This is a genomic window from Yinghuangia sp. YIM S10712 (assembly GCF_051388935.1).
Taxonomy (GTDB): Bacteria; Actinomycetota; Actinomycetes; order Streptomycetales; family Streptomycetaceae; genus Yinghuangia.
Window position 1 is genome coordinate 888,650 of the sequence record NZ_JBPKBI010000002.1, and the last position, 11,718, is coordinate 900,367.

9 protein-coding genes are annotated in these 11,718 nt (G+C 70.1%); 5 read left to right on the forward strand and 4 right to left on the reverse strand.

Going from position 1 to position 11,718, the window contains the following annotated elements:
* Positions 1 to 147: 147 nt before the first annotated feature.
* Positions 148 to 2,472: an MMPL family transporter gene (locus ACRX5W_RS09285; protein ID WP_436787476.1), complete on the reverse strand. Its 2,325-nt coding sequence runs from the start codon at positions 2,470 to 2,472 to the stop codon at positions 148 to 150.
* A 99-nt stretch (positions 2,473 to 2,571) separates the two neighbouring features.
* Here ACRX5W_RS09285 and ACRX5W_RS09290 point away from each other — a divergent pair, with 99 nt between their 5' ends.
* From ACRX5W_RS09290 to ACRX5W_RS09300, 3 genes are all read left to right on the forward strand, one after another.
* The gene (locus tag ACRX5W_RS09290; RefSeq protein ID WP_436787477.1) at positions 2,572 to 3,027 is read left to right on the forward strand and encodes a MarR family winged helix-turn-helix transcriptional regulator; all 456 of its coding nucleotides are present in this window, start codon (positions 2,572 to 2,574) and stop codon (positions 3,025 to 3,027) included.
* Between the two features lie 164 nt (positions 3,028 to 3,191).
* Positions 3,192 to 4,682 (forward strand): peptidase MA family metallohydrolase, encoded by a 1,491-nt coding sequence (locus ACRX5W_RS09295; protein WP_436787478.1) that lies wholly within the window; start codon positions 3,192 to 3,194, stop codon positions 4,680 to 4,682.
* 121 nt (positions 4,683 to 4,803) lie between these two features.
* On the forward strand, positions 4,804 to 6,621 hold the full coding sequence (locus ACRX5W_RS09300) for a peptidase MA family metallohydrolase (RefSeq protein ID WP_436787479.1): 1,818 nt from the start codon (positions 4,804 to 4,806) through the stop codon (positions 6,619 to 6,621).
* Positions 6,622 to 6,675: 54 nt separating this feature from the next.
* On the opposite strand, the gene ACRX5W_RS09305 is transcribed toward ACRX5W_RS09300, so the two are convergent.
* The 3 genes from ACRX5W_RS09305 to ACRX5W_RS09315 form a co-directional block, all read right to left on the reverse strand.
* Positions 6,676 to 7,179: an HNH endonuclease gene (locus ACRX5W_RS09305; protein WP_436787480.1), complete on the reverse strand. Its 504-nt coding sequence runs from the start codon at positions 7,177 to 7,179 to the stop codon at positions 6,676 to 6,678.
* Between the two features lie 291 nt (positions 7,180 to 7,470).
* Positions 7,471 to 8,013 carry a YbhB/YbcL family Raf kinase inhibitor-like protein gene (locus tag ACRX5W_RS09310; RefSeq protein ID WP_436787481.1) on the reverse strand — a complete coding sequence of 181 codons (543 nt, stop codon included), beginning with the start codon at positions 8,011 to 8,013 and terminating at the stop codon, positions 7,471 to 7,473.
* Positions 8,014 to 8,263: 250 nt separating this feature from the next.
* Positions 8,264 to 9,049, reverse strand: coding sequence for a sporulation protein (locus ACRX5W_RS09315; RefSeq protein WP_436787482.1), 786 nt, complete (start codon positions 9,047 to 9,049; stop codon positions 8,264 to 8,266).
* A gap of 49 nt (positions 9,050 to 9,098) precedes the next feature.
* Here ACRX5W_RS09315 and ACRX5W_RS09320 point away from each other — a divergent pair, with 49 nt between their 5' ends.
* Both ACRX5W_RS09320 and tyrS read left to right on the forward strand, forming a co-directional pair.
* Positions 9,099 to 9,779 carry a DNA-3-methyladenine glycosylase gene (locus tag ACRX5W_RS09320; RefSeq protein ID WP_436787483.1) on the forward strand — a complete coding sequence of 227 codons (681 nt, stop codon included), beginning with the start codon at positions 9,099 to 9,101 and terminating at the stop codon, positions 9,777 to 9,779.
* An 83-nt stretch (positions 9,780 to 9,862) separates the two neighbouring features.
* On the forward strand, positions 9,863 to 11,137 hold the full coding sequence (gene tyrS / locus ACRX5W_RS09325; RefSeq protein WP_436787484.1) for a tyrosine--tRNA ligase: 1,275 nt from the start codon (positions 9,863 to 9,865) through the stop codon (positions 11,135 to 11,137).
* Positions 11,138 to 11,718 lie beyond the last annotated feature (581 nt).

An 11,718-nucleotide genomic window follows, 5' to 3' on the forward strand; every position in this document is an offset into this window, starting at 1 on the left:
CCAGCGCATCATCGACGCGCTGGGCCCGCGCGTCGTCGCGCATGGGCACGTCCACCACCGGTACACGGCGGTGTTGACGCGCCCGCGCGCGACGACGCGGGTCGAGGGGCTGGCGGCGGACCCGCCGGCGTCGTGGGATGTGCCGGGTTACCGGGCGGCCGACTCGTGGCTGGTCTTCGACACCGACACCCTCGGGTCGGGTACCGAGGTGCGCGGCGGAGCAGGGTCGTCCTCGGAGATGCCGTAGCGGTCGTGCAGGCGCCGCAGGGGAGCCGGGGCCCACCAGGCGCGGTCGCCGGCCCATGCGAGCACCGCCGGGACGAGCAGGCTGCGGACCACGAACGCGTCGACCAGCACGGCCAGCGCGAGGCCGCCGCCGAGCATCATCGTGTTCGTCACCCGCGAGGTGCCGATCGCGCCCATCACGACCGCGAGCACGCATGCCGCGGCGGTGATGATGCTGCCGGTCCGGGCCAGGCCGACGGCCACGGCCCGGCGGTGGTCACCCGTCAGGTCGTGCTCCTCCTTGATTCGGGACAACAGGAACACGCCGTAGTCCATCGAGAGGCCGAACGCGATACAGAACATCAGGACCGGAAGCGCCGTCTCGATCGACCCGGTCGGTGTGAAGTCGAGCAGGCCCGAGAGATTGCCGTCCTGCACCACCCACACCACCGCGCCGAACATCGCGGTCAGGCTCAGCGCCGCGAACACGATGGCCAGCAGCGGCATCACGACGCTTCCGGTCAGCAGGAAGACGAGGACGAACGTCGCCAGGACGATGATCAGCCCGGCGCTCCACAGGCGTTCGGCTATCGCGTCCTTGCTGTCCACGATCTGCGCGCTCAGCCCGCCCACCAGCACGGGCGACGGCGCCGGTGTCGCCCGCACGTCGCGTACGAGGTCCTGCCCGGCGGGGGAGAGGTCCTCGATGGCGGGCACCACCGAGAGGTACGCACTGTCCCCGGCGACGCGCCCCGGCTCCGCCGCCCCCGCTGCGGCGTCGGGCCGTCCCTCGCGGAACACCCCCTCGGGGCCGACGACGCGCGCCACGCCGGGCAGCGCCGACAGACGCGCGGCGTAATCCGCGCGGGCCGCCGGGTCCGCCGAGTCGCGCGCGACGATTTCGATCGTCCCGGCCGGACGCCCCTCGACGTGGTCGCGGATGGTCTGCTGCACCTGCCGGGACTCCGCCGACCTCGGGAGCTGCCGGTCGTCCGCGGTGCCGAACTGCACGCCCAGGAACGGCAGTCCGAGCACGACCAGGCCGCCGAGAGTGAGTACCGTCACGAGCGGCGCGCGCCGCATCACCGCTCCGGCCAACCGCGCCCATCCGGTGCCCGACTCGGCCGCTCCTGTCGGAACAGCCCGCGCGGAGTCCGGGGCCCCGGGGCGCCGCAACACCCCGATGCGCCGCAGCGGCTTGCGCACATCGCCCGCGTCGATCCGGTGTCCGAGCAGGACGAGGGCAGCCGGGAGGATGACGAGCGCGCCGACCGCGGCGAGCAGCACGACCGGGATTCCGGCGTACGCGAACGAGCGCAGGAAGTACTGCGGGAACACCAGCATCGCGGCGAGCGACACGGCGAGGGTGAGGGCCGAGAACAACACCGTGCGCCCGGCCGTGCGAAGTGTGGTCGCCACGGCCGTCGGCACGTCGGCGCCGCCTGCGAGTTCCTCGCGGTAGCGGCGTACCACGAACAGCCCGTAGTCGACGGCCAGTCCGAGGCCGAGGACGGTCGTGAGGTTCTGCGCGAAGATCGACACGTCGGTCATCGAGGCGACCACCCGCAGTACGGCGTTCGTTCCGAACATCGCGAACAGCCCCACCGCGAGCGGCAGCAGTGCCGCCACCGCGCTGCCGAACACGATGACGAGGATCAGCAGCGTGATGGGCAGCGCGATCAGCTCCGCGCGGACCAGGTCCTCCGAGATCGTCGTCTGCACGTCGTGCTGCACCGCCACCACGCCGCCGATGCGCACGTCGAGACCGCCCTGCGTGCCCCGGTAGTGCGGCGCGATCCGGTCGAGCGTGTCCGCGGCGGCGTTCTCGCGGCCCTCCAGATGCGCGAGCACCAAGCCGCTGCGGCCGTCGTCGGTGCGCAGTGTCGGTGAGCCGGTGCTCCAGTACGAGCGCACTCCCGTGACGCCGGGTTCCGCTGCGAGGCGGTCGGTCAGCGCCCGGGCCTGTGCCGCAGTGTCGGGTGCGTCGAGTGCGGTGCCCGCGGTCGTCGTCGGGGCGGGTGAGCTCGGGGTCACCAGCAGGACGAAGTTCGGTCGGCTGCCGGGGAATTCCCGGTCGAGGGCGGTGGCCGCGCGTGCGGACGAGGACGACGGGTCCTCGTTGCCGCCGGCCAGCAGGTGGTCGGCGGCGCCGCGTCCGACGACCCCGGCCAGGGCCAGGAAAAGCAACGCGCCGATCAGCGGCAGCCGTGGTCGGGCGGTGGTCAGGCGTGCGAGGGCAGCGAACATCACCGGGCCTTCCGATCGATGAAATCGTATGGGAAGCATACGATAGAAATTCCATGTCATATTGAATGCATATGATTTGGGATCGGTAGAGTTGGGCGCATGGACAGACGCCCTCCGATGGGAAGCAGGACCGGATACCGCCTGGTCAAGGTGGGTGAACTGCTTCTCTCACTGGCCGAGGAGACGCTCGGCCGGCTCGGGCTCAAGGCCAAGCACGTGCACGTCATGGAGACCCTGCTGGCCTATGACGGGCTCTCCCAGCAAGACGTCAGCCGCACGCTCGGCATCGACCCCAACGTGCTGGTCGGCGTCATCGACGAGCTCGAAGACCGCGGCTTCGCCGAACGCCGCCGCAACCCCGAAGACCGCCGCCGCCACCTCGTGCACGTCACCGACGCGGGACGCGAAGCCGTCGAGGCCAGCCGCAGACTGCTGGGCGAGGCCGAGGACGCCTTCTTCGGCGTCCTCGCCGACGAGGAGACCGCCGTATTGCGCACGGCGTCCGACAAGCTCCTGACCGCACACCGCCCGGGCTGGGTGCCGGACACAAACTGACGAGTCGTGAATCGATGAGCCGGCCCCCGCGACCCGCTTGACGGTGTGTCACGTTCGCCCGGTACTCTCCGCGCACGCGGTATCGCGGATATCAAAAGGCAACACAACCCGGGCGGAGCACGGCACGAGCCGGTCGGCGGCGGGTGCGCGGGGGAGGACGTCGTATGGCCGACCGACGGCCGGAGGAGGCGTCCCCGGACGCCGACGCCGCAGGAGCCGTGCCCACCGAAGAACTTCCCGACGGTCCCCGGACGTTGCCGACCCCGCCGCGCCGCGGACCGCATCCGGCGCTGATCCCCTTCATGGTCATCGGCACCGTGCTCGCGGTGCTGCTCGGCGCCGCGGGTTTCCTCAGCGGCTCCGGCGCCCGCGAAGTCGTCGACGCCGCGAGCGCCAAAAGCCCCGCCTCCGCCCACGAGGCGCCGCCCGCACCGCCCCCCGCGCCGGCCACGGCCGCGGCGACCCGAAACCAGATCACCCCCGACGAACTCGGAGCACTCGCCGCCGCCCAGACCCAGGCCCTGCGCACCGGCGACGTCAACGCCTTCCTGGCCCCCTACGACAAGGCGAACACCGCCCTGCTCGCCGAACGGCGGCGCACATTCGCCAACCTGCGCCTGATCCCGTTCCAGTACACCGTCTTCCGCTGGGAGAACGTCCACAGCGGCAACCTGAAGGCGGTCGGCGCCGAACCGGTCAACGCGCGCCTGACCTTCGCGTTCGTGCACCAGATACCCGGCGTCGACGCGGTCCCGGCCCGCCAGGCGTACCGTTGGTCCGTCACCCGCGACGCGATCGGGGCGCCGATACGCGTCACCGCCGTCGAGTTCGACGACCCGCAGCCCTGGGACCTGACCGAACTCGTCGTGGTGCAACGCCCGCACGTGATCCTCCTGGCCGCGACGGCCGACCGCGCCCGGGCCGCGACCTGGGCGGACCGCGCCGAAACCAGTGCGAAGCGCGACTTCGAACTCTGGGAGGGACCGGCCGATATCCCGTCCCGGTTCCTGGTGTTCGCCAGCCCCGACACCGCGACGTTCGGCCGCGCCTACGGAAGCGACGCACCCGCGGGCACCGTGGCATTTTGCGCGCCCCTGTATCCCGCCCCCGAGACGCCCGGTGCACCCGGGACTCCCGGCACGTCGGCGGCCGACCCCGGCCGCCAGATCGCCGGCAGCCGCATCACCTGGAACACCGACGCCGAGGGCATGGGCGCCGCCGACGCCCAGACCGCCGTCATGCGGCACGAGATGGGACACGCCCTCATCTCCGGATTCAGCGGCTCGCGGAACGCCCGAATACCCTTGTGGGTCGTCGAAGGCTTCGCCGAATACCTGGAATGGGCCGATTTGTTCGGGGAGTTCTACGCACCCGCCGCACGCGAGTACGTCCGCAGCAGCGACTTCCCCGGCAAACTCCCCGCCGACGACCAGATCTACGGCGAAGGCTCCGAGGCCAACGGCATCAACTACCACCTGAGCATGACGGCGATCCGCTACATGGTCGAGAAGTACGGCGCGGCCAAGACGTTCGCATTCGTCGTCGCCGTCTACCGCGCACCAACTGCCCTTGAGGACGCGCTGAAGACGGCCACGGGGATCGACCTCGCAACGTTCGAGAAGAAATGGGCACAGTGGGTCAAAACCCATGTATGAGCGCCGGATTCGGCCGTACGACTGTCAAGATCCAGGCGGAACTCCCCGACCCGACACGTGCCCGGATATCCTCGCGCTGCACCCGCAGGGGTGAGGGCGGACCGGGAGCGCGAGGATGACGATGGACCACAACACGCCTCGGCCGACGGTCGACGGCCCTCAGCCGCCCGTCGAAACCGAACGTGCCGAGCCCGGCGCGCCCGGTGCCCCCGCGGAAGGCGAACAGGACCGCGCCACCGACGCACCCATGATTCCGCGTCAGATGCCGGCCGACCAGCAGGCCGACGCGCCGGCGACCCCAGACTCCGCAACCGACACGAAAGCGGCGGATCCGTCCGCGACGGTCCGCCATCAGGCGCCGCTGCCCGGAGCGTACGCCTGGGTTGCCGTTCCCGGACCACGCACACCCCTGCCGAGCGGCCCCGTCCCCTTCCGCCACCCCGGCGACACGCTCGGCCTCTGGCCGAACTCCGTCGTCGACCCGCGCCGCGACCGGCACACCGCCGCCATCATCGTCTGCTCGCTGCTGGCCGCGTTCGCCGTCCTGGTCGCCGCCGGGTCGAGCATCCACGACCGAACGGGCAACGCCCGCGCGGCCGTCGAAGCCGGCGTCGACCCGGGACGGCCGCCCGGCGCGGGCGCTGTGGAACCCGACCGCGGCGGCCCCGTCGATCCCGACGGCGACGGCACTTCCCCGCACGGCGGCGAAGTGCCCGAACTCCAAGGCCCCGACGCATCATCGACCGCGCGCAACAGCGCCATGACCCGCGCCCAACGACTGGCGAACACCCGCAGCGTCGCCCTCGCCAAGAACGACGCCACCGCGTTCCTCGGCACCGTCGACAAGAACAACAAGGCACTCGTCGACACCGAACGCCGCTTGTTCGCCAATCTGCGCAAAGTCCCCTTCGACGAGAGTGCCTGGTCGGCCACCGCGGTCACCGACGCCCGCACCGAGCCCGGGGCCGTCAACGGCTGGCCCGTCAACGCGACCGTCGAAATCGCCTTTCGGCACCAACTCGCGAACGTGGACGTGCGCCCCGTCGCCGAGCGCTACGTATGGACCATCCGGTGCGTCACCGTCGACGACGCCTGCAACATCACCAACGTCACCGGCTCGCGCGACAGCGTCATACTCGGCGCATCCGGCTACCCGGCCCCGTGGGACGTATGGGACCTCGCCGTCGAACGCCGGCCGCACGTCGTGGTGTTCGGCCCCGCCGCGACAGCCGCCGACCTGCGCACCCGCGCCGACGAAGCCGAAGCGGCCGCGGTCTACGACATCGGCGTCTGGAAGGGGCCCACGGGGGTCTCACCCGGTTTCGCCATCACCCTCACGCGTGAACGCGACACCTTCGAAAGCCTGTACAGCCGGGAGTCCCCCGGCGACTGGGCGGCCGGTTACGCGCTCCCCATGGCCGCCGCCGGCGACAACCGCACCATCGGCGGCAGCCGCGTCGTCATCGACCTCGACGAGATGGACAAGGACGCGTCGTTCGCCCGCGTGATCCTGCGCCACGAACTCGTCCACGCCCTGCTCGACCCGCTCATGACCGAGGACTTCCAGGACATCCCCCTCTGGACCGCCGAAGGCTTCGCCGACTGGGTCGCGCAGGCCGACCGGTCGATCCGAGGCACGTACGAGGCACGCGCCGTCGGCGCCCAGATCGAGGACGGCACCTTCACCGGGAAACTGCCCACCGACGCCGACTTCGCCGCCGCGAAGGAAGACGTCATCGATGCCGCCTACAACCAGTCCCACCTGGCCCTGCGCTACCTCGCCGACACCTACGGCCGCGACAAGGCCTGCGCGTTCATCGCCGACGTCTACCAAGGGACCTCCGGCGGCGTCGGCGCCGCGATCCGCACCGCGACCGGGAAGACCCTCGCCGAATTCGAGAAGGGCTGGGCCGAGTGGGTTCGCAAGAACTTCGGCTGACGCTGAGTCGACAACGAAGCCCTGCACCCACCCGGCCGCTTCACACACCCCGGATCAGGCGGTGACCGCCTCGCCGAACCACGCCTGTTGCTCCGCCGTCACCCCGAACGCGAGCACGAGCGCCCGCGTCCCGGCCGGCTCGAACGGCTCGAACAACAACCGCATCCCCGCCTCGTCCGGCGTACGGTCGGCCTTGCGCTGGTTGTCCGCCGCGCACGCAGCCACCGTGTTGCGCCACGAGTCGGCCCCGCCACGCGACTTCGGCACGACGTGGTCGACCGTCGTGGCCCGGCCCCCGCAGTACGCGCACTTGCGACCGTCACGCTGTAGGACCCCCCGCTTCGACCACGAAACCCGTTGTCGGAACGGCACACGGACGTAGCGGAGCAGTCTGATGACCCGCGGAACGGGCATTTCGAGCGCCGCAGCCCGCACGACACGGCCCGGATCGACGTCCTCGACCACGGCCTTCTCCTGCAACACCAAGACCAGCGCGCGACGGAACGACACCGTCGCGAGCGGCTGGTACGTCGCGTTCAGCACCAACGTGTCCCGCATGCGTCCGCCCTCCCTTCGGGGTGGGGATCGCCGGGACCCGCGAACGTGCAAGACCCGGCCGGGCGCACCCCGCCGGAACCGCCGGCACCCGAACGGGCCGGCCGGTGCACTAGGGGAGCGGAGGTGCCGCGGTGGCCATGCGCGCCTTTCGGTCTCGACGATCCGTCGGTTCAAGAGCAATCGGTCCAACAACAAAGGACACGGCCCGCCGCCCTCGGGTGGCGGGCCGTGTCCACTCTGCCTGCGACACGATCAGCTCGACAACGCAATTACTCCGCGGTCGGGGAACGTTCAGCGGCCGTACACCGGCGTGACGATCGCCCGCGCAAGCGTGTTCGAGAACAAGTGGAACCCGACGACGGCCGGCGACACGTTCTCGTCCACGCCCAACTTCTCGGTGCCCACGGCGTGCACGACGAACGCATACCGGTGCGCGTAGTGCCCCTCCGGCGGCGCGGCACCGACGTAGCCCGGGATGCCCGCGTCGTTGCGCACATGGAACGCCCCCTCGGGCAGCCCCTTGCCGTCCGGCGAACCCGTGCCCGACGCCAACTCCGTCACCGACGCCGGGACGTCGACCAGCGACCAGTGCCAAAAACCGCTGCCCGTGGGCGCGTCCGGGTCGAAGCACGTCACCACGAAGCTCTTCGTCTCCGCCGGGAAGCCCGCCCACGACAGTTGCGGCGACACATCCTGCCCGCCCGCCCCCATCACACCGCTCACCTGCGGCAGAGACAGCGTCACACCATCGGCGACGTCCGTGCTCTCCACCGTGAACCACGGCTTCTCCGGCAGGAATTCGTACGGCAACGGCGGCATCTTCGGCTGCGACACGGCAGACTCCTCTTCGTCGTCGACGGGAACGTCGGGCGTACGCGCCGAGATTACGCGGTCACCCCCCGAGTCGGGGCGCCGCCCACCGGCGCCGACCCGACCGGGTCGACTCGGTGGGCAGCAGGCGGCGGCAGGCCATCTGAGCCGACGGTCACAGCCAGCCGCGCCGACGACCCACTTCCTCCAGCCAACCGTGCAGGTAAGCCGTCCAGTCGGTGCCTNGGCGGCGGCAGGCCATCTGAGCCGACGGTCACAGCCAGCCGCGCCGACGACCCACTTCCTCCAGCCAACCGTGCAGGTAAGCCGTCCAGTCGGTGCCTTCCACCGCGCCGTGGTCGATCGTGAAGTGCCGGTACGCGTCGCTGCCCTCGCTCAGCAGACCGCCCTTCTTGTCCACCTCCAGAACGACCTCCGTCGCGTTCTCGTCGGAGATGAAGGTCAGCTCGACCTCGTTGATCCGGGAGTACTGGCCCGACGACGGCGCGAACTCGATCTCCTGGTAGAACGGCAGCCGCTGTCGCGTGTTGCGGATGTGGCCCTGCTCCAGGTCGGCGCCCTTGAAGTGGAAGCCGAGGTTGCCGAACGCGTCGAGGATCGCCGCCTGCGCCGGGATCGGGTGCACGTTCACCGGGTCGAGATCGCCCTTGTCGATCGCCCGGTCGATCGCCAGCTCGGTGCGTACACCGATGCTCGTACCGCGCAGCGGCACCCCGCGGAACACCGTCACCGGCGTCTCCCACGGGATCGGGAGCCGGAACTGCAGATCGTGCGTCGCCCCCTCGCGCAGCTCGAAGCCGCTGCCCACCTGGAGGCGCGCGAAGTCCTGGTTGACCTTGTACTCGCCGTCCTCGGTCTCGACCTCGACGACCGCGCGAAGCTCGACGAACAACCCCTCGATCACCTGGTCGACCTTGCCACCCTGAATGCGGATCACGCCCTCGGCGACCCCGCCCGGCATGACGTCCGGGCGGTAGAGCTCGGTTTCCACCGAGGCCCCACCGGCGCCCATGCTCGCCATGAACTTCTTGAACACCATGGATGCTCCCCTGGCTTACGACTTCTGCGGTCGCCGTAGAGTCTGGCCCATGCCGGACGTGTCCCGTCGGGTTCTGCCCCGATCCTTTTTCGCCCGTCCCGTCCTCGATGTGGCCCCCGAGATCCTGGGCCGCCTGCTTGTCCGCGAGACCGACGACGGGCCGATCACGCTGCGGATCACCGAGGTGGAGGCGTACGACGGTGCCAACGACCCGGGGTCGCACGCCTACCGCGGCAAGACAGCACGCAACGCGACGATGTTCGGAGCGGCCGGCCACCTGTACGTCTACTTCACCTACGGCATGCACCACTGCGTGAACGTCGTCTGCGGACGCGAGGGCAAGGCGTGCGGCCTGCTCATCCGCGCCGGCGAGATCACCGACGGCATCGCCCTCGCCCGCGCGCGGCGGCCCGGCTCGCGGCGCGACACCGACCTGGCCCAGGGGCCGGCCCGCCTGACGGTGGCCATGGGCATCGGGCGCGGCGACGACGGCGTGGACGCGTGCGTGCCCGGGACAGGGTTCCGCCTCCTTCACGGCACGCCCGTGCCACCTGAAATGATTCGCACCGGGCCGCGGACGGGCGTCGCCGGCCTCGGCGGCGATCCGGAGGCGTACCCCTGGCGGTTCCACGTGGCCGGAGACCCGACGGTCAGCCCATACCGCGCCCACGTGCCGCGCGTGCGCCGCAATACGGTTCGCGCGGCAGCGGACGCGTCGGGCACGCTGTAGACGAGCGCAGGCGGACAGCACGCCCGACCTCGCCAAACGAACGCATCGTGAGCTTTCCGTACCGCAAGAGGAGACGAACCACCGTGACCGACATCGTCGAGGACCTGAGGTGGCGCGGGCTGATCGCCCAGACCACCGACGAGGACGCATTGCGCAAGGCGTTCGCGGACGGTCCCGTGACGGTCTATGCGGGGTTCGACCCCACCGCCGCCAGCCTGCACGTCGGACACCTGCTGATCATTCTGACCCTGCGGCGCCTTCAGCAGGCGGGCCACCGGCCCATCGCCCTGGTCGGCGGGGCCACCGGACTCATCGGCGACCCCAAGCCGTCGGCCGAACGGCAGTTGAACGAGGCGGCCACGGTCCACGATTGGACCGGCCGCATCCGCACGCAGTTGTCCGCCTTCCTCGACTTCGAAGGCGATGCGCCCACGACGGCGCTCATGGCGAACAACTACGACTGGACCCAGGACCTCAGCGCGGTCGACCTGCTGCGCAACCTGGGCAAGCACTTCAGCATCAACCAGATGCTCGCGCGCGACACGGTCAAGTCGAGGCTCGGCGGCGAAGGCATCTCGTACACCGAGTTCAGCTACGTGATCCTCCAGGCCAACGACTACCTGGAGCTTTACCGGCGGCACGGCTGCACGCTCCAGATCGGCGGCAGCGACCAGTGGGGCAACATCACCGCAGGCCTCGACCTCATCCGGCGCGTGACCGGCAACAAGCCGCACGGGCCCGCGCACGCGGTCACGATGAACCTGCTGACCAAAGCGGACGGCACGAAGTTCGGCAAGACCGAGGGCGGCGCGGTCTGGCTCGACCCCGAGCTGACCACGCCGTACGCCTTCTACCAGTTCTGGCTGAACGCGGACGACCGAGATGTGTCCCGCTACCTGCGTCTGTTCAGCTTCCGCTCGCACGAGGAGATCGAAGACCTCGAACGCGAGTCCGCCGAGCGCCCGGCAGCCCGTGCGGGACAACGCGCGCTGGCGGAGGAGCTGACGACGCTGATTCACGGCGCGGAGCAGTGCGCCGCAGCCGTGGAGGCGAGTCGCGCGTTGTTCGGACAGGGCGACTTGGCCTCGCTGGACGCCGCGACTCTTGCGGCGGCCGTCGCGGAACTGCCGTCCGCGCAGGTCGCCGAGCTGCCCACGGTGGTCGATGCGCTCGTGGCGACCGGCTTGGTCGCCAGCAAGTCCGCGGCCCGGCGCACCATCAAGGAGGGCGGCGCGTACGTCAACAACGTCAAGATCACGGACGAGGACGCGACGCTGACCGCAGGCGAGCTGCTGCACGGCCGCTGGGCCCTGCTCCGGCGCGGCAAGCGCAATCTGGCGGCGTTGGCGCTCGGCTGACGCTGATCCGGAGCTTCCCGAAGGTCCTTGATCCATAAGGGACTTCACGTGCCGTCGACCCGGCCGACGAACCCTCTCGCCAGGAATCTTCGGCCGGGGGTTGACTCCCTCGGAAGAGTGGTCTAAAGTCTTCCGAGTCGCAGGTTCGGGAGATCCGGACAGGTGCGCCTTCCGTGAACCCCCTTGAAGCGCAGCACGCAGTGTCGTGTGCCTGAAGCTGGTCCGCGTTCGTGGCGCAATGGCCGGTCCCGAGGCGACCACCACATCGAAGCAAAGCGAACGGAATCGTTCTCGCGATCTCCGGCCGTCGTGCTTTTGCGTTGCCCGATTTTGTATTTCGGACGAACTCGCCGGCGGCGAGCAGAAACCGAGAAGCGGTTCGGGACCCTGCAAAAGCCTGCTAAGGTGGGTGCATCGAGGAAAACCAGATGCGCGGCCTGTTTAACGACTCGCAGCCAAGCCGGCGGCAAGTTGAAAATGGGAAAACGGATCTGGTAACCTCGAAGAGAAGCAAGACAAAAGAAACACCGAAGAGCGTAACGCCCGGAGAGACCGGTGAAAGGGTCTCAAAGGAAGCGTCC